This window comes from Streptomyces sp. NPDC050806 (assembly GCF_055586425.1).
Genome location: NZ_JBVJIF010000001.1, coordinates 881,740 through 898,788, shown reverse-complemented (window position 1 = coordinate 898,788; position 17,049 = coordinate 881,740). Strand labels below are relative to the sequence as shown.

At 69.5% G+C, this 17,049-nt stretch carries 16 protein-coding genes and 1 pseudogene; 10 read left to right on the top strand and 7 right to left on the bottom strand.

What is annotated here, in order from left to right:
* Positions 1-97: 97 nt before the first annotated feature.
* Positions 98-1,086: pseudogene (locus ACZ6WH_RS04050) on the bottom strand (AfsR/SARP family transcriptional regulator).
* Positions 1,087-1,278: 192 nt separating this feature from the next.
* On the opposite strand from ACZ6WH_RS04050, the gene ACZ6WH_RS04045 reads away from it, so the two are divergent.
* Positions 1,279-1,767, top strand: coding sequence for a glutathione peroxidase (locus ACZ6WH_RS04045; RefSeq protein WP_469725790.1), 489 nt, complete (start codon positions 1,279-1,281; stop codon positions 1,765-1,767).
* A gap of 55 nt (positions 1,768-1,822) precedes the next feature.
* Here the strand turns inward: ACZ6WH_RS04045 and ACZ6WH_RS04040 are convergent, their stop codons facing one another.
* Positions 1,823-2,491, bottom strand: a complete 669-nt coding sequence (locus ACZ6WH_RS04040; protein WP_469725788.1) for a TetR/AcrR family transcriptional regulator — start codon at positions 2,489-2,491, stop codon at positions 1,823-1,825.
* 206 nt (positions 2,492-2,697) lie between these two features.
* Between ACZ6WH_RS04040 and ACZ6WH_RS04035 the strand changes: the two genes are divergently transcribed.
* From ACZ6WH_RS04035 to ACZ6WH_RS04020, 4 genes are all read left to right on the top strand, one after another.
* The gene (locus ACZ6WH_RS04035) at positions 2,698-3,375 is read left to right on the top strand and encodes an SRPBCC family protein (RefSeq protein WP_469725787.1); all 678 of its coding nucleotides are present in this window, start codon (positions 2,698-2,700) and stop codon (positions 3,373-3,375) included.
* A gap of 129 nt (positions 3,376-3,504) precedes the next feature.
* Positions 3,505-3,912 (top strand): YciI family protein, encoded by a 408-nt coding sequence (locus ACZ6WH_RS04030; RefSeq protein ID WP_469725785.1) that lies wholly within the window; start codon positions 3,505-3,507, stop codon positions 3,910-3,912.
* Between the two features lie 41 nt (positions 3,913-3,953).
* Positions 3,954-5,102, top strand: coding sequence for an RNA polymerase sigma factor (locus ACZ6WH_RS04025; protein ID WP_469725784.1), 1,149 nt, complete (start codon positions 3,954-3,956; stop codon positions 5,100-5,102).
* A 327-nt stretch (positions 5,103-5,429) separates the two neighbouring features.
* The gene (locus ACZ6WH_RS04020) at positions 5,430-8,657 is read left to right on the top strand and encodes an alpha-L-rhamnosidase (RefSeq protein ID WP_469725783.1); all 3,228 of its coding nucleotides are present in this window, start codon (positions 5,430-5,432) and stop codon (positions 8,655-8,657) included.
* Positions 8,658-8,819: 162 nt separating this feature from the next.
* Here ACZ6WH_RS04020 and ACZ6WH_RS04015 read toward each other — a convergent pair whose 3' ends face one another.
* Both ACZ6WH_RS04015 and ACZ6WH_RS04010 read right to left on the bottom strand, forming a co-directional pair.
* Positions 8,820-9,608 (bottom strand): MerR family transcriptional regulator, encoded by a 789-nt coding sequence (locus tag ACZ6WH_RS04015; protein WP_469726263.1) that lies wholly within the window; start codon positions 9,606-9,608, stop codon positions 8,820-8,822.
* 382 nt (positions 9,609-9,990) lie between these two features.
* Positions 9,991-10,257, bottom strand: coding sequence for an alpha/beta fold hydrolase (locus ACZ6WH_RS04010; RefSeq protein ID WP_469725782.1), 267 nt, complete (start codon positions 10,255-10,257; stop codon positions 9,991-9,993).
* Between the two features lie 114 nt (positions 10,258-10,371).
* Between ACZ6WH_RS04010 and ACZ6WH_RS04005 the strand changes: the two genes are divergently transcribed.
* On the top strand, positions 10,372-10,758 hold the full coding sequence (locus ACZ6WH_RS04005) for a hypothetical protein (protein ID WP_469725781.1): 387 nt from the start codon (positions 10,372-10,374) through the stop codon (positions 10,756-10,758).
* Between the two features lie 276 nt (positions 10,759-11,034).
* Positions 11,035-11,409: a hypothetical protein gene (locus tag ACZ6WH_RS04000; protein ID WP_469725780.1), complete on the top strand. Its 375-nt coding sequence runs from the start codon at positions 11,035-11,037 to the stop codon at positions 11,407-11,409.
* 174 nt (positions 11,410-11,583) lie between these two features.
* On the opposite strand, the gene ACZ6WH_RS03995 is transcribed toward ACZ6WH_RS04000, so the two are convergent.
* Complete coding sequence (locus ACZ6WH_RS03995) at positions 11,584-11,973, bottom strand: RidA family protein (RefSeq protein ID WP_469725779.1); 390 nt, start codon at positions 11,971-11,973, stop codon at positions 11,584-11,586.
* Between the two features lie 135 nt (positions 11,974-12,108).
* On the bottom strand, positions 12,109-12,996 hold the full coding sequence (locus tag ACZ6WH_RS03990) for a LysR family transcriptional regulator (protein WP_469725777.1): 888 nt from the start codon (positions 12,994-12,996) through the stop codon (positions 12,109-12,111).
* A gap of 91 nt (positions 12,997-13,087) precedes the next feature.
* On the opposite strand from ACZ6WH_RS03990, the gene ACZ6WH_RS03985 reads away from it, so the two are divergent.
* A complete protein-coding gene (locus ACZ6WH_RS03985) occupies positions 13,088-14,023 on the top strand; it encodes a PhzF family phenazine biosynthesis isomerase (protein WP_469725775.1) in 936 nt (311 codons plus the stop codon).
* Positions 14,024-14,095: 72 nt separating this feature from the next.
* On the top strand, positions 14,096-14,545 hold the full coding sequence (locus ACZ6WH_RS03980) for a nuclear transport factor 2 family protein (RefSeq protein WP_469725774.1): 450 nt from the start codon (positions 14,096-14,098) through the stop codon (positions 14,543-14,545).
* A 221-nt stretch (positions 14,546-14,766) separates the two neighbouring features.
* Here the strand turns inward: ACZ6WH_RS03980 and ACZ6WH_RS03975 are convergent, their stop codons facing one another.
* Positions 14,767-15,699, bottom strand: a complete 933-nt coding sequence (locus tag ACZ6WH_RS03975; protein WP_469725773.1) for a mechanosensitive ion channel family protein — start codon at positions 15,697-15,699, stop codon at positions 14,767-14,769.
* 646 nt (positions 15,700-16,345) lie between these two features.
* Here ACZ6WH_RS03975 and ACZ6WH_RS03970 point away from each other — a divergent pair.
* Positions 16,346-16,972: a TOPRIM nucleotidyl transferase/hydrolase domain-containing protein gene (locus ACZ6WH_RS03970; RefSeq protein ID WP_469725771.1), complete on the top strand. Its 627-nt coding sequence runs from the start codon at positions 16,346-16,348 to the stop codon at positions 16,970-16,972.
* Positions 16,973-17,049: the final 77 nt, after the last annotated feature.

Below are 17,049 nucleotides of genomic sequence, written 5' to 3'. Positions count from 1 at the left end.
CGTTCGAGCACGCGCTGCGCGAACTCGGCGACGGCGTCGACGACGTGCTCGCAGTTGTCCAGTACGAGCACCGCCTCGCCTCCCCCGAGCAGGTCGATCACCTGCTCCAGCGGCTCCTTGGGACTGTCGCCCGGAGGCCGCGGAAGGTTCGGCGTATTGAGCACGCCCAGCACCGCGTCGACCACCCCGCCGGGGTCGTGCCCCCGGCAAGCGGTACGAGCCAGAGCCGGCCCTGCCGGTAGGCGCGGTGCCTGGCCGCTGCCTCCTCGGCCAGCCGGGTCTTGCCCACGCCGCCGGGGCCGACGATCGTGACCAGCCGGGCGGCCGCCATCAGCCCGTCGAGCAACCCCAGCTCGCCGTCCCGGCCGATGAACGAGGTGAGTCGGGCGGGCAGCCGGCCAGGTGCCGGACCGGGCGGCGGGGCGGGCGACCGCCCTTCGCCGCGCAGTACGGCGAGATGGGCCTCCCGGAGCTCGGCCGACGGGTCGACACCCAGCTCATCGGCGAGTCTGCCGCGTATGTCCTCGAACGCGGCCAGCGCATCGGATTGCCGGCCCGCCGCGTGCAGGGCGCGCATCCGCAGCGCGGCCAGCCGTTCCGCATGGGATGTTCCGCCGAGGCCGCCTCCAGGTCAGCGAGGGGCTGCGCGTGGTGGCCGAGCCGCAGCTGCGCGTCACAACGGTCCTCCAGCGCCGCGATACGCAAGTCCTCCAGCCGGGCAACGGCCGGACCGGCGAACGGGGCCTGCCGTACGTCGGCCAGCGCCGGCCCCCGCCACAACGCGAGCGCCTCGCCGAGCAGCGAAGACGCTTCCTCGGCTGCCCCCACGGCCAGCTCCCGCCCGCCCCGCGTCGCCAGCGCTTCGAACCGCGCGACGTCTACGCACTCCTTCGGCACCGCGAGCCGGTAGCCGGTCCCTGCCGACTCCAACAGCTCGCTGCCGGGCAGGGCTTTGCGCAGCCGGTACACCAGCACTTGCAGCGAATTGAGCGCGTCGGCGGGCGGGCAGGTGCCCCACAGACCGTCGATGAGCGCGTCGGACGAGACGCTGTCGCCCGCCGCCAGCGCCAGCCGTCCGAGCAACATGCGTGGCCTCGGGCCCCCGATGCCGACCGGCGTCCCGTCATCGTCGAAAGCCCGAACCGGCCCGAGCACCGCCATCCGCATCCCCACCGGCCCAGTATCCCCGGACATGCGCCCCGTCCACGGCGGTGGCGGCGCACTAGGGTGGACCGCCGGGATCTTCCCGCACCGCACACCCACGCTCCAAGGAGTGACATGACCGTCTTCGACATCAAAATCGACGCCCTCACCGGCGGCTCCGCCGACCTCGCCCAGTACAAGGGGTCGGCCGTACTGATCGTCAACGTCGCGTCCCGATGCGGTCTGACCCCGCAGTACGCGGCCCTGGAACGGCTTCAGCAGGACTACGCGTCGCGTGGTTTCACCGTCCTGGGAGTCCCGTGCAACCAGTTCATGGGCCAGGAGCCGGGTACGCCCGAGGAGATCGCGACGTTCTGCTCCGCCACCTACGGCACCACCTTCCCGATGACGCAGAAGACCGACGTGAACGGCGACAACCGGCACCCGCTCTACACCGAGCTCGTCGACACCGCCGACGCCGACGGTCACAGCGGTGACATCCGCTGGAACTTCGAGAAGTTCCTCATCGCCCCCGACGGCACCGTCGCCGCACGCTTCGCTCCCAAGACGGAGCCCGAGGCCGCCGAGGTCACAGCGGCCATCAATTCCGTCCTCCCCCGCTGACGACCGCACCCGGGCCCCCGCCACTCCCCCGGATCAGCCCCACAGCCGTCTCGGATCAGCGAGCAGTTCCCTGGCCGGGGGTAGCCAGTAGGTCATCCAGCTCGGCTGCGAAGAACAGAGCGGGGTCGAAGCCCATGTTGGTGAAGTGTCCGGCGAGTTCCAGGGACAGTACGCCGTGCAGCCGGGTCCAGAAGGCCAGGGCCCGGTGGAGGGCCGCGGGCGGGGCCGGGTGGCCGGCGGCCCAGTCCCGGTGGTCTTCCAGGTGGGCGCTGAAGGACGAGGCGGGGCCGTCCGAGCCGGCCGTCGCGCACGCGTCGAGCAGCGTGGTCATGATCTCGTCGGAGATGCCGGTGACGTCGTCGGGCGCGCGGTAGCCGGGTACGGGGGTGCCGTAGATGAGGAGATACCGCTGGGGGTCCGCCAGGGCCCAGTCGCGCAGGGCGTACGCCAGTCCGGCCAGGTCGGCGCCGTTGGCGGCGGCCCCGCGGAGGGTCTCGGCGAGGCTTCGGTAGGCCTCCCGGATGAGTTCGGTGATCAGCTCGTCGCGGCTGGCGAAGTAGCGGTACAGCGCGGGCCCGCTCATACCCATCTGTTTCGCGATCGCGTTGAGGGAGAGCGCGGAGGCCCCCGCCGTGGCGATCTGGTCCCAGGCGTGCTGCTTGACCTCCGCACGCACCTGCTTGCGATAGCGCTCCCGCGGGGTGCCCGCGTCCGTCTCCGCCACGGCCTGCCACCCTCCCCTTCGTGCGGCTGAATGTAACTACCGCTTCGTGCGGCTGAGTGCAGCTACCGCTCCGCTCACGTAGCTACAGCTTCGAGATTTAGTTAGAGGGTATCACTACTCTATTGACCCCTCACCGGCATGCCGTTATACCTTCTAACGAACACATTAGGCTGTATCGAAGCGTCTCGACCAACGAGGAGAACGCCATGTCCCACACCAGGTTCGGCATCCGCCGCACCCACATGCGCACCACCCTGTTCACCGTTCCGTTCGTGGCCCTCGGATTACTCGGCACGGCCGCCGCACCGGCCGGCGCCGCCACCGCACACCCCGCCAAGTCCCTTACCTGCCGCGGACAAGGCGTCGATCCCCACGCTCTCGTCCGCCACCGGACCGAGACCGTGATCCACGCACCGCTGCGTATGATCTGGAAGCTGCAGACCGACGTGGAGCGCTGGCCGTCCTGGCAGGACACGATCACGACCATGGAGCGCCTCGACCACGGCCCGTTCCGGAAGGGTTCGGCGTTCCGGTGGACGACGCCGGTGCCGCCGAACCCCGCTACGCCGGCCACCGGCCTGGAGATCACCTCGACCGTCGAGCAGCTGAAGCGCCACTCCTGCATCCGCTGGACCGGCCCCGCGGTCGGCGAAGGACTGCGCATCAACGGCGTCCACGTATGGAACTTCACCAAGGTCAGGGGCGGCGTCCGTGTGAGCACCGAAGAGACCCACACCGGTGCCGAGGTCGAATCGGATGTTCCCACCGCGACCAAGATTCTGCGTCAGGGCCTCGAAGCGTGGCTTCGCGACCTCAAGGCGGTCGCCGAAGCACCGAGGGGCACCGACTCCCCCAGACATCACGCCCCCGGTTTCCCGCGCTGACCGGCCCTGCCCGGGCCCCGCACGGAAATTGAAAAATTCGGACGACACGATGTCGAGAACGCGTGACCGGCTCCGTCCCCGAGGTGAACGCGACCACAATGGTCGCACCCAGCATCGAGGAGAACCACCATGGCCAAGTACCTGCTGCTGAAGCACTACCGCGGCGCACCGGCTGCGGTCAATGACGTGCCGATGGATCAGTGGAGCCCGGAGGAGATCTCGGCGCATATGCAGTACATGAACGACTTCGCGGCCCGGCTGGAGAAGACGGGCGAGTTCGTCGACGGTCAGGCGCTCGCCCCCGAGGGCGCGTGGGTCCGCTACGACGGTGCGGGGCGCCCGCCGGTCACCGACGGACCGTTCGCGGAGACCAAGGACCTCATCGCCGGCTGGATGATCATCGACGTCGACAGCTACGAGCGCGCCGTCGAACTGGCCGGGGAGCTGTCGGCCGCCCCCGGCGCGGGCGGCAAGCCGATCCACGAGTGGCTGGAGGTGCGCCCGTTCCTGACCGCGCCGCCCACCATCACGGAGTGACCCCTCAGGTGTCTCCTCAGGATTCTCATCAGGGCACTCGGATGGACGAGGCCCTGATCAGGAGCCTCACGCCGAGCGTCCTCACCGTCCTCGGCCGCCGCGGAGCCCACTTCGCGGCGGCCGAGGACGCCGTACAGGACGCGCTGGCCGAGGCAGTTCGCGTGTGGCCCACCGACCCCCCGCGGGACGCGAAGGGCTGGCTGATCACCGTGGCCTGGCGCAAGTTCCTCGACGCGACTCGGGCGGACACCGTCCGCCGCCGGCGTGAGGAACTCGTCGACGAGGAGCCGCTGCCAGGCCCGGCGGTCTCGGTGGACGACACACTCCAGCTCTACTTCCTGTGCGCCCACCCGTCGCTGACACCGTCGTCCGCCGTCGCGCTCACACTCCGCGCCGTCGGCGGGCTCACCACCCGCCAGATCGCCCAGGCCTACCTGGTGCCCGAAGCGACCATGGCGCAGCGCATCAGCCGCGCCAAACGCACCGTCTCCGGTGTCCGCTTCGACCGCCCCGGCGACGTCGCCACCGTGCTCCGCACCCTCTACCTCGTCTTCAACGAGGGTTACTCCGGCGATGTCGACCTCGCCGCCGAGGCCATCCGCCTCACCCGGCAGCTCGCGGCCGCGATCGACCACCCCGAGGTGGCGGGACTGCTCGCCCTCATGCTGCTCCACCACGCCCGGCGCGCCACCCGGACAGCACCCGACGGCAGCCTCGTACCGCTCGCCGAGCAGGACCGCGGCCGCTGGGACACCACGTCGATCGCCGAGGGCATCGGCATCCTCCAGGCCGCGCTCGCCCGCGACCGGCTGGGCGAGTTCCAGGCCCAGGCCGCCATCGCGGCACTGCACGCCGACGCGCCCACCGCCGAGGAGACCGACTGGGTGCAGATCGTCGAGTGGTACGACGAGCTCACGCGGCTGACCGACAGCCCCGTCGTCCGCCTCAACCGCGCGGTCGCCGTGGGCGAGGCCGACGGCCCCCGCGCCGGCCTGGCAGCCCTCGCGGCACTGAGCGACGAGACGCTCCCCCGCCAGACCGCGGTAGCGGCCTACCTCCATGAACGCAATGGCGACCTGGCGACAGCGGCCCGCCTGTACGCCGAGGCGGCCCACAAAGCCCCCAACCTCGCCGAACGCAACCACCTCACCCGCCAGGCCGCGCGCCTGAACACGCACCGGAGCCCCTGAGGGGTGCACCCGCACCCGAGCGCGCGAAAGCTCGGGGCTGAACGAGCTGAACCAGGCGGCCGGTCGAACCAGCGGGCCGGTCGAACCCGGCCGCTGGTCGGCCGTCAGACAGGCAGCCAGGCAGTCAGGTAGGTAGGTAGGCAGCCAGGGCGAGCACTTAGTTGAATCTTTTCAATTCAGGCGCGGGCTCGCACGCGACCCCCTCCCTCTCAAGTGGAAACATCCCTTGACGTCGAGTAGCACTCGGCCCTACGTTCCTGGCGCGCGACTTGAATCGTTTTACTCTCCGGGCTGTCCACGGCCGCCATCCCCCCTCTGGAGGTGCACATGATCAGCCGCCGTCATCTGCTCGCCACCGCAGCCGCTACCGGTGCGTCCACCGCCGCGCTCTCGCTCTCCGCGCCCACCGCCGTTGCAGTCGGTGACAGTGGCGGGGAGGGCGAACACAGCGGCGGCGGAGGTGTGTTGCGCGTCGAGTCCACCACGACGGAGTACGCCGACCGGCCGATCGGGCTGGACACACCGCGTCCGCGGTTCAGTTGGCAGCTCGGCTCCTCCGCTCCCGACCAGGTGCAGCACGCCTATCAGATACGGGTCGCCACCAGCCCGGCACGGCTGGCCGACCCCGATGTGTGGGACAGCGGGCGGCGCGCCTCGCGGCAGTCTCTGCTCGTACCGTTCGACGGGCCCACGCCGCAGCAGGCCACCCGCTACCACTGGTCGGTGCGGGTGTGGGACGGTGCGGACCGGCCTTCGGCATGGAGCGAACCCACCTGGTGGGAGATGGGGCTGACGGACAGTGAGCAGTGGCACGGGGACTGGATCGCGGCACCCGCCACGCTCGTCGCGGCCCCGTCCCTGGAGGGTGCCTCCTGGATCTGGTTCCCCGAGGAAGCGCCGGGCGGCAATGCCCCCGCCGGCACCCGCTGGTTCCGGCGTTCCGTCGAGATTCCCGCGGGGGTGCGCCGGGCGCGGCTCGTCATCGCCGCCGACAATGGTTTCACCGCGTACGTCAACGGCACCGAGCTCACCCACCGCGGCGCGCTCGACGTGCAGAAGAGCTGGAGCCGGCCCGCCCTCCTCGACCTCACCCACGACCTCCGCGCCGGCACCAACACCCTCGCCGTGAGCGCGGAGAACGCCGGCGCAAGCCCGGCGGGACTGATCGCCGTGCTGGAGATCACCACGGACACCGGTACCACCCGCCACACCACGGGCGACGGCTGGCTGAGCACCGACCGGAAGCCCGGTGACGGCTGGCAGGAGCCGGGAGCGGACGACAGCGGCTGGCAGCCCGCCCGTACCGTCGCCGCCTGGGGCGCGGATCCGTGGGGGAAGGTGCGGGCCGAGCAGTCACCGGCCCAGTTGCGCCGATCCTTCACTCTCGCCCGCAAACGGGTGGCCAGTGCCCGGCTCTATCTCACCGCCCTCGGGCTGTACGAGGCGCACCTCAACGGCGAGCGCGTCGGCGAGGACCGCCTCGCCCCCGGCTGGACGGACTACAAGCGGCGCGTGCCGTACCAGGCGTACGACGTCACCGACGCGGTGCGGCGCGGCGACAACGCACTCGGCGTCACCCTCGCCACGGGCTGGTACGCGGGCAATGTCGGCTGGTTCGGGCAGGACACCTACGGCGCGCACCCGGCGCTCCTGGCCCAGTTGGAGGTCCGGTACACGGACGGCAGCACCGACCGGATCACCACCGACGAGCAGTGGCGGGCCGCCGCCGGACCACTGGTGACAGCCGACCTGATGATGGGCGAGCAGTACGACGCGCGCGCCGCGACGCCCGGCTGGACCGCCCCCGGCTTTGACGACTCGGACTGGCAGGCCGCCACGGCACAGCAGGACATCACCGCCACCGTCGTACCCACCACCGAAGCGCCGACCCGCATGATGCGGGAGGTCGAGCCGGTGAAGGTCACCGAACAGCGCCCCGGCGTCTTCCTCTACGACCTCGGCCAGAACATGGTCGGCGTCGTACGGCTCACCGTCCGCGGCGGCGAGGCGGGTCAGAAGATCACCGTGCGGCACGGCGAAGTCCTCGACCAGGACGGTGCGCTCTACGTCGCCAACTTCCGTACGGCGCGCCCGGTCGACACCTACACCCTCAAGGGCGCCGGGGAGGAGCGCTACGAGCCGCGCTTCACGTTCCACGGCTTCCGGTACGTCGAGGTGACGGGGTACCCCGGTACACCGCCGAAGGATGCCGTCGTCGGACGGGTGCTGCACACCGCGGTGCCCTTCACCCTGGACTTCTCGACCGACGACGCAATGCTCAACCAGCTGCACAGCAACATCACTTGGGGTCAGCGCGGCAACTTCCTCGCCGTGCCGACCGACACCCCGGCCCGGGACGAGCGGCTCGGCTGGTCCGGCGACATCAACGTCTTCGCGCCCACCGCCGCCTACACCATGGACTCCGCCCGCTTCCTCACCAAGTGGCTGCGCGATCTGCGTGACGGGCAGAGCGACGACGGGGCCTTCCCCGACGTCGCGCCCCTCGTCGGCCCGGTCGGCTCGGGCGTCGCGGGCTGGGGGGACGCCGGGGTCACGGTGCCGTGGGCGCTGTACCAGGCCTACGGCGACGAGGGGGTACTGGCGGAGAACTGGCCCGCGATGCAGAAGTGGATCTCCTACCTGGAGGCGCACAGCGACGGCCTGCTGCGCCCGGCCGAGGGTTACGGCGACTGGCTGAACGTCGACGACGAGACCCCGAAGGACGTCATCGGCACCGCGTACTTCGCCCATGCCACCGACCTCGTCGCACGCATCGCGAAGGTGCTGGGGAAGGACAGCGGGCCGTACGACACACTCCTGACCCGCATCCGGCAGGCGTTCAACGACGCCTATGTGTCGGACGGCACCAGAATCAAGGGCGACACCCAGACGGCGTATGTCCTGGCGTTGTCCATGGGCCTGCTGCCGTCGGCGGCCGCCAGGCGCGCCGCGGCCGACCGGCTCGTAGAGCTGGTCGGGGCACGGAAGGACCACCTGTCCACCGGCTTTCTCGGTACGCCGCGGCTGCTGCCCGCGCTCACCGAGGCCGGTCATGCGGACGTCGCCCACCGGCTGCTGCACCAGCGGACCTTCCCCTCCTGGGGCTATCAGATCGACAAGGGCGCCACCACCATGTGGGAACGCTGGGACTCCATCAAGCCGGACGGCAGCTTCCAGGACGTCGGAATGAACTCCTTCAACCACTACGCCTATGGCTGCGTGGGCGAGTGGATGTACCAGAACCTCGCCGGCATCACGGCGGGTGAGCCGGGTTTCCGCACGGTCGTGGTACGCCCGCGCCCCGGCGGCGGCGTACGCACCGTCAGTGCGCGCTTCGACGGGCCGTACGGTCCGGTACGGACGCGCTGGACGCTCGACGGCAAGGACCGCTTCACGCTCACCGTCTCCGTACCGGCCAACTCCACCGCGGAGGTGTGGGTCCCCGCGGCCCGTGCCGAGGACGTGACCCACGACGGCACCCGCTTCCTCCGTATGGCGGAGGACTGCGCGGTGTTCCGGGCCGGGTCCGGTACCCACCGCTTCATCACGTCCTGACCCAGAGCTCTGGTCAGGACGGCTCTGTGGGGCGTGGCAGCCGGCCGCGCCCCACTGCCGTCCGGAGCGGTCGGCCGGCGGTCGCTTGGCGGCCGGTGTGGACGTGGCGGCGGTGCGCGTACCGCTTTCGATGACGCCGTCGATGAACCCGGCCCACCGCACCTACCCCTGCCGGCTTCGCTCCGGTCCCACACGCCCAAGCCTGGTCCAGCCGGTCCAACCGCGTTCTTCCAGCAGCTCGATCAGCCGACGGGCCGGCGGCACGGTGTCGAAGGCCAGGGTGTCCATCAGCTCGACGAGCGGAGCCTCGATGCCGGTGTCGTCGAGGTACTCCTCACCCCGTTCGTCGGCCACCTCCGTGACGTAGGCGGCCAGTTTGTCGGCCAGCCCGACCAGCTGCGGGTCATCGTCAGTACGGTCGAGTGCCTGCCCCAGAATGCGATAGAAGCCGACGAGCCGCGGATCGGCGATCTGCTCCCGCTTGCGTGCCACCCACTCCGGTACTCGCTCCGGCGAGTGCGCGGCCAGCGGGATCCAGCCGTCGCGCTCGGCCTGGACGATCCGCTCGTCGACCCCGAGCACACGCAGCAGGTCGAGATACTCGACCACCTCCGGAGGCAGCACCAGATGGTCTCCGGCCGCGAGGCGGGCGATCCGCTCGCGATGCCGCTGCCGCTCCCGGATCTCCTCCTTCAACCGCCTGTCGATGTCCGCGACCGCCGCGGCGAACTCCCCCTCGCCCGCCTGCAGCAGCTCCCGTACGCGCGCCAACGGGACCCCGGCCTCTGCCAGGGTCCTGATCTTGATCAGCTCGACCACCGCACGTCCGTCGTACCTCCGATAGCCGGAGTGGTCCCGCTCCGGCTCCGGCAGCAGCCCCTTGGCGTGGTAGTGCCGCACCGCGCGTACCGTCACTCCGGCGTACGACGCCAGCTCGCCGATCGTCAGCATCACCCCAGTGTCCCAGGGACGGCTCACGAGGCCGGCTCGTCGGCTGGGCGGTGTGCGCTCCGGCGTGTGCTCCGGTGTGTGCTCCGCATGAGTTCCACGCTCCAGGCCCTGGCGCGGGGTCCGTTCCCCGATCAGTTGCGCGATCAGTTGCGCGATCTCCGCGGCGTGCGTGAAGACCAGCCGGTGGTCGGCGTCGAGCCAGAACGCCGAGGTACGCGGACACTCGCGGAGGAGCCGCTCGATACCGGCCCGCCAGAGCCGGTTGTGGCGCGGCGCACGGCCCTCACTGCCGTCGCCCGCGATGGCAGTCGACATGATCATGCTGATGGGGTGGCCGATCCCCCGGTACTGATCCAGGAGGGTGGACCGCACCACATCGATCTCAAGCAACGAGATCGCTCAGGAACGCGTCGAACGAGTACCGGTCGGCGGCCGAAGCAAGCCCATGCCCTCTGAGGTCGAAGGTCACCACGTAGTGCTCCCGCCGAAGGAGCGCAACCAACTCATGCAGGTCAGCCTGCGTCGAGTTCAGCCCAGGACACAGCACCAGCGGGCGTCCCCGCCCGCCGCGGGTGACCGGGATCGTGACGCCATCGTGGCGTACGGTAAAGCGCCGACCGGCAGCGTCGGTCGCCTCGTCGTCCTTCATGGTCCTCATACCGACCACCCTGCGAGGCTGCCCCTGCGTCAGGGTCAACCACTCCCGCGGATCGGGATAATGAGGTGATCACCACCGCACCGATGCACCTCTTTGGGAGCCCACATGACACCCAGCCGCTGGCTGACCGCCATCCTGAGCGCACTGCTCGGCACGACGCTGCTGCTGGCCGCACCTACAACGGCGATAGCCGCCCAACAGCCCACCGTTCAAAGGCAGTCGGCGAGCACCGTGAACACCACCGCCGAAGCCGCCTCGCCCTACGGCTCGCACGTCCACAAGCACTCGGGCTCCACAGTCCACCACCCCACGGCCAAGACGGTCCACAAGGCGTCGGTGAGCAAGCACAAGCCGACGAAGAAGAAGCGCGGCTTCTTCAAGAAGCTCGGCATCCTCCTGATCGTGCTGCTGATCCTCTTCATCGTGGTCGTGGCGCTGCTGATCTGGCTGCTCGTCCGCTTCGTACGCAAGGCCTTCCGCCGCCGCGCCTGACACACACCACGGCCTGACACGCCTCCGCCTGACTGCCTGACTGGCCGTCTGCCTGGCTACCGGCGTCGGGCGGCCCGCCCGACCGGCTGCTGCCCTACCACCGATCCCGCTTATACCAGTAGTCACACCGCTATACCCCCACTTTCACTAAAGGTCGAGTAAGCGTTGTAGGCGCGGTATGTCATGCCGCATTCTTGTTGCGACAGGGACGCAGTTGTCGCGTCGTCCCAACGGGACGGCGCGGCACGTCGCGTCAGGGGAGAAACAGGGGGAAACATGCGAAAGATCGCCAGGGCCGCGGCGCTGACCTTTGCCGTGGGCGCTCTCGCCACGGTCGGGATGTCCACCGCCAACGCCGCCCCGGCAGCGGGCAGCCTGCGCGGCTGTCCCTCGGGGGCCGTCTGCGTCTATCCGCAGAACGCCGGGTGGAACAACGACCGCCCGTCGCTGGTCTTCTACAGCTACGGGGCGCACAACCTCAGCAACCAGGTCGGTCAGCACTACGTCCTGAACAACCAGACGGGCGGCGCGACGGCCCGCACCTGCACTGGCTACAACGGAACGGGGGACTGCCAGGGCTTCATCCAGCCCGGGTACTACGTGGACAAGGACCTGACACCGATCAACTCGATCCTCCTCGTCCGGCCGTAGCAGCAAGAGCCTGACGCTGACGCGCAAGGACGTCCGCTCGGGCCGATCCCTTCCCGGATCGGCCCGAGCGTCGCCGTTCCAGGAACCTCAGGCCGCCGCGAGGGCACTGATCCCGAGGATGAACAGGGCCACAGCCTTGGCCACTTCGGCAGCGACGTAGACCAGGCGGTGCTGTCACGCGGTGGCCCGCCGCGCGTACGCCTCGATCTCGATCTTCATGCGGGGATCGGCAAGCCCGCACACCAGCATCGTGGCAGCCGGCCGTACATCACCGAAGCAGCGGCGCAGCACCGGCCAGCAAGGCTCGAACTCCTCACGGTCGGGCAGCAGATAGCGCACCCTCACCACGTCGGCGAAACCGCACCCCGCCTCGGTCAGTGCGGACTCGATATTGCGCAGGCACTGCTCGGCCTGCTCCACCACATCGTCGGAGATGGTCATGGTGGCGTAGTCGAAGCCGGTCGTCCCGGACACATGCACCCAGTCGCCGTCGACCACGGCACGGGCGTACCCGATCTGTTCCTCAAAGGTCGAGCCGCTGAGAATCGCACGTCGCTCTGTCATGCCTCGCATACTAAGTGTCCAAAGCAACTCACGTGCCCCGAGCACCCCACACGGATACGTCTCTCACACCCCCACTCTCCTGGGCATGATTCGACGCCCCCGAGGCATGCCCCGACATGTCCCACCCCCTCCTCCCTACACACTGAAATGACGTACGACCTGAGCTGCAACGGCTCGCGTCGCACGGGAGGGATGACGGCGGCGATGGCGCGCCAGGTGGACGGAAACGTCGGGGAGCGCGGGGCCGGGGACCGCGGTGAGGCGGCCGTCGCGTAGCGACTCGGCCACATTGGCGTGCGGGAGAACGGTCAGCCCCAGCCCGGCTGCGACGCAGGCGCGAGCAGCTTCGATGCTGCCGAATCGCGTCAGACGGGGCTGGGTGCCGGCGACCGCCAGTAGACGTTGAGCAAGCCAGTCGCTGTAGGAACAGCCCTGCTCGTGGAGGAAGAAGCTCTCCTGTGCCAATTCGCGCCAGGAAGCGGGCCGTTCGCGGCCGGCGAGCGGATGGCTCGGTGAGCACAGCAGGACCAGGGGCTGGCCGGCGATGCGCTCGGCCAGGAGATCCGGGTGGTCGACCTGGTCCTCCAGGAAGAGAGCGCAGTCGAGCCGCCCTGCCCGCAGTCCTTCCACGGCGGAAGCCGTGCTGCACGGCTGCAGGTGCACTTCCACCTCCGGATGGAGGCTGCGCAGCGCAGCAATCACAGTCGGCAGATGGGCCGAGCACAGGGTCTCACCCGCGCCCACCACCACCGCCCCAGTGACCGGCCCGTCCTCAGCGGCGGTCGCGAGCAGACGCGACTCGGCCTCCAGGACCTCTTCGGCCAGGGTGAGCAACCGCCGGCCGGCGTCGGTGAGCAGCGCGCCTCTGGCAAGCCGGTCGAAGAGCCGGGTCCCCAACGCTTTCTCAAGGGCCTTGATCTGCGCTGTGACCGTGGACTGCGCGAGCTGCAGCTCGCCGGCGGCACCCGTGAAACTTCCCGACCTGGCGAGCGCGGTGAAGGTCTGCAGCAGTCGGGTGTCCATGCCCGAAGGCTAGCAAGCCATCACACACTTCGATGGGTTCCATCCATAACTATCGTTGGTAATAATGCCACCCGGGCGGGAGCATGAAGCCATGACTGCTCCTGAAGCCATGACTCGCCCTGAAGGCACGACCTCCGCAACCGATGTCGCTGTCCTGCGCTACGCGGCATTCACCTCCCACCCCGACGGCGGGAACCCGGCCGGCGTTGTCCTCGACGCCGCCTCGCTCGGCGAGGAACAGATGCTGGCGATCGCCGCCGAGGTCGGGTACTCCGAGACCGCATTCGTCACCTCCCGGGACGAGCAGCGGCGCCGGTTCACGCTGCGCTACTTCAGCCCCCTCGCCGAGGTCGCCTTCTGCGGGCATGCCACCGTTGCCACGGCGGTGGCTCTCGCCGCACGTATCGGCCCCGGTGACCTGTCCTTCGACACCCCGGCCGGCGGCATCAACGTCGCCACCGTGGCCGACGGCAACGGTGCCGTACGGGCAACGCTCACCAGCGTGCCCACCCGATCCCGTCCAGCGCAGGCCGCCGAGGTGGACGCCACACTGTCGGCCCTGCGGTGGGACACAGCCGACCTCGACCCGGCGCTGCCGCCGCACGTTGCCTTCGCCGGTAACGAGCACCTCGTCCTCGCCACCGGCTCACGAGCCCGACTGGCCGACCTCGACTACGACTTCGAAGCGCTCGCAAAGGTCATGCGTGCCTACGGCTGGACCACGGTGCACCTGGTCTGGCGTGAGAGCGACAGCCACTTCCACGCGCGTGACCCGTTCCCCGTCGGCGGCGTCCCCGAAGACCCCGCCACGGGGGCGGCGGCCGCCGCGTTCGGCGGCTACCTGCGTACGCTCGGCCTGGCGCCCACAGCTGGTGCGATCACCATCCGTCAGGGCGAGGACATGGGACGCCCCAGCGACCTCACTGTCGACGTGGCCCGGGACGACGCCCGGGTACGCGTATCCGGCTACGCCGTACCGATCCCCACTGCTGCGATTCTCGCGGGAAGCCGCCCGGGTCGGCGGTGACCACCCAGCCCCCTCTACCACGAGGTCCGATTGCTGCCAGCGCGATCCCCTCTCGCCGAGCAGGCTGACGGCATGACGACCTCCCCCAGCACTGAATCAGTAACCGTCCTCACCCACATGTACGCGGCCGAGGCGCAGTACCTGGCCGCCGGAGGCCCCGACAAGGCCTCGTTCGACCTGCTCGCGCCCTACTTCGCACCCAGCGTCGAGCTGCACCAAGCGGATGGCCTGCCGTATGGCGGTACGTGGCGTGGACACAGCGGCATGCGGCAGTTCTTCCGCACGATGGGAACGGTGTGGGAGTCGTTCGACATGGTGGAACAAGAGTTTCTTGCCACCGGTGAGACTGCGGTCGTACTCACACAGGTCCACGCTCGCGCCCGTGCCACCGGCCGTGAACTCAGCTTCCCGATTCTTCAAACCGTCAAGGTCAAGGACGGACAGATCACCGAGGTCCGTCCGTTCTACTGGGACACCCGCACGATCGCCGACGCCTGCGCCCTCCCGGCACCGACAGACTGACTGACGTCGACCGCACACGACGGTCTCATGGAGTGTTGCCCCGCAGGAACACGAGCCGGGTTTCCTCAGTACCTACCGTCACGACCGAACTCGGTTTCGTTGCCTGGCCGCCTGCCCCAACACGGCAGCCCGGAGGACCGGCCTCTCGCCCATGCGAGGACCGGTCCGACGAGCAGCCGCTGCCGCAGCTGTGAGGAACTGCGGCGAGGATGACCGGACGGTCAACGCTGCGACGGCAGAGAGTCCTTGTCCGAATCGTCCGTGAGCAGTCGGATGGTGCGCTGCGGGAAGTGGATGTCGATACCGGCCTCGTCGAGGGCCTTCTTGACTCGACGGCGCAGCTCACGGGTGACTGCCCACTGCTGCAAGGGAACCGTCTTCACAGCGAGCCGTACGACGACACCGTCAGCGTCCAGCGACTGGACGCCCCACACGGAGGGGTCCTCAAGCAGGAGGTCGGTGAAGGCCTCGTCCTGGCGCATGGCCTGCCCGGTGTCCTCGAGGACGCGGTAGACGACGTCAAGATTGGCTTCGTAGGCCACGGGGACGTCCAGCACGGCACGTGCCCAGTCCTGGCTGTCGTTCCGGACGCGCAGGATCTCGCCGTTGCGGATGTGCCAGAGGCCGCCGTTGAGGTCCCGTACGTGCGTCAGCCGAAGGCCGATGTGTTCCACCTCGCCGATGGCCTCACCGAGGTCGACCGAGTCGCCGACGCCGTACTGGTCTTCGATCATGATCAGGAGGCCCGACAGGTAGTCGGCGACCAGGCTCTGCGCACCGAAGCCGATCGCCAGGCCGACAACGCCGGCACTGGCGAGCAGCGGGCCGAGCGCGATACCCACCTGGTCGAGGACCATGGCGACACCGAGCAGAGCCAGAATGATGGTGACGGCACTGCTGAGCACCGCGCCGATGGTGCGGGCTCGCTGCTCGCGCCGTTGCGGGGCGCGGGAGCGGTCACGGTGCAGAACCAGGGGGCCACGCCCCGACGACCGCGATGGCCTGGAACTGGATTCTTCGGCGGCCGGCTCCAGCACATGCTGCACGACCCGGGAAATGGCCCGCCTGGCCACCCATCGAATCAGCGCGAGGACCACGATGATCAGTGCGATGCGCAGCGGTATTCCGACCAGGTCTGCGGTGTGTTCTTCCATCCAGCCGGACCATGGGGCGGCCAGAGTCGTACCTGCGTCCAGAGCTGACTGGGCAGGTGGGTGGGGCGTCGGCACTGCGGACTCCGTTTCTTGAGGACATGGGTCGTGGCGCCGCCTACCCACTGACAGGCAAGCATGATCATCGAATTGGCACGTAGTGCTACTGAATCAGCGAGCGGAGTGCGACAGTCGCGGCAAATCACCCGGTCGGGCGCATCTGATTCCGGCAGCAGTGGGCACTCGCGCCCTGCACGGGGTCGGCCATGCGTCACGCGCTCGGGGGCCGCACGCCGTGCACCGGATGACGTCGGGGCGGCCGGCCCCCTCCCCCGCCGGACGCCCCGCGTCACTCCACGTGACTCCACTTCACGCCTGTTTTCGTCAGATATCGACAGTGCGATTTCCGCACCGCCCGGTGAAGGAACTCCCCTCGGACGGTGGACAGTTCACTGTCCACACGGCCGTACGCCTCGTAGGCAGTCCGCCCCGCTACACCCGTTGCGTACCGTCGACCATGAGCGGGTCGTGACAACGCTGCGCGGGTCGTGACAACGGTGGCTGCCGGGTGGTGCGGGCGTCGGGTACGTCACGTGGGGGCCGCGGATATTCCGGTGCCGTGCCGTCGGCCGAGGTGCAGACTCGTGCCATGGCGGATATGCGAGCGTTCCGGGACGCGGTTACTGGTTGGGCGGCCGGCGGTCCCGGTGGGCCGGCAAGTGATCTGGCGGTGCAACTGAGCGTGCGGACGGCGGTACTGCTGGAAGGTCCGAGTGACGTCGCGGCCGTCGAGGCGCTGGCCGAGCGGCGCGGCCGGGACCTGGACGCCGAGGGGGTGTGCGTCGTACCGATGGGTGGGGCGATGAGCGTCGGCCGGTATGCCGACCTCCTCGGACCAACCGGCCTTCACTTGCGCCTGGTGGGACTGTGCGACGAGGGTGAGCAGCGCTTTTACGACCGTGCTCTGGAGCGGGTCCAGGCAGCGCCGGCACCAAACGGCCACGTCTTCGTGTGCGTGAAGGACCTGGAGGACGAACTCATCCGCGCGCTGGGCACAGCAAGAGTCGAGGAGATCGTCCAGGCGGAGAACGACCACCGCGCCTGGCAGACGTTCCTGCACCAGCCCGCGCAGCACGGCCGTCCCCGGCAGCAACAATTGCGCCGCTTCCTCGGTACGAAGAAGGGCCGCAAGATCCGCTACGGCCGCCTTCTCGTCGAGGCCCTCGGCCCCGGGCAGGTACCGTCCCCACTCGACGACCTCCTCTCGAGCCTGTGACCGGCATCCGGCACCCGGCACCCGGCATCCGACGACCACGCAGGGCGCCGGACCCCGTCCGCCATCCAGGCCCCCAC

Coding starts and splice junctions, on each gene's coding strand:
- ACZ6WH_RS04025 (WP_469725784.1), top strand. CDS start 3,954: ATGGACGAGGCCCTGATCAGGAGCCTCACGCCGAGCGTCCTCACCGTC.
- ACZ6WH_RS03970 (WP_469725771.1), top strand. CDS start 16,346: ATGGCGGATATGCGAGCGTTCCGGGACGCGGTTACTGGTTGGGCGGCC.
- ACZ6WH_RS03975 (WP_469725773.1), bottom strand. CDS start 15,699: ATGGAAGAACACACCGCAGACCTGGTCGGAATACCGCTGCGCATCGCA.
- ACZ6WH_RS04020 (WP_469725783.1), top strand. CDS start 5,430: ATGATCAGCCGCCGTCATCTGCTCGCCACCGCAGCCGCTACCGGTGCG.
- ACZ6WH_RS04015 (WP_469726263.1), bottom strand. CDS start 9,608: ATGCTGACGATCGGCGAGCTGGCGTCGTACGCCGGAGTGACGGTACGC.
- ACZ6WH_RS04035 (WP_469725787.1), top strand. CDS start 2,698: ATGTCCCACACCAGGTTCGGCATCCGCCGCACCCACATGCGCACCACC.
- ACZ6WH_RS03990 (WP_469725777.1), bottom strand. CDS start 12,996: ATGGACACCCGACTGCTGCAGACCTTCACCGCGCTCGCCAGGTCGGGA.
- ACZ6WH_RS04000 (WP_469725780.1), top strand. CDS start 11,035: ATGCGAAAGATCGCCAGGGCCGCGGCGCTGACCTTTGCCGTGGGCGCT.
- ACZ6WH_RS04005 (WP_469725781.1), top strand. CDS start 10,372: ATGACACCCAGCCGCTGGCTGACCGCCATCCTGAGCGCACTGCTCGGC.
- ACZ6WH_RS04030 (WP_469725785.1), top strand. CDS start 3,505: ATGGCCAAGTACCTGCTGCTGAAGCACTACCGCGGCGCACCGGCTGCG.
- ACZ6WH_RS03995 (WP_469725779.1), bottom strand. CDS start 11,973: ATGACAGAGCGACGTGCGATTCTCAGCGGCTCGACCTTTGAGGAACAG.
- ACZ6WH_RS04010 (WP_469725782.1), bottom strand. CDS start 10,257: ATGAAGGACGACGAGGCGACCGACGCTGCCGGTCGGCGCTTTACCGTA.
- ACZ6WH_RS03985 (WP_469725775.1), top strand. CDS start 13,088: ATGACTGCTCCTGAAGCCATGACTCGCCCTGAAGGCACGACCTCCGCA.
- ACZ6WH_RS03980 (WP_469725774.1), top strand. CDS start 14,096: ATGACGACCTCCCCCAGCACTGAATCAGTAACCGTCCTCACCCACATG.
- ACZ6WH_RS04045 (WP_469725790.1), top strand. CDS start 1,279: ATGACCGTCTTCGACATCAAAATCGACGCCCTCACCGGCGGCTCCGCC.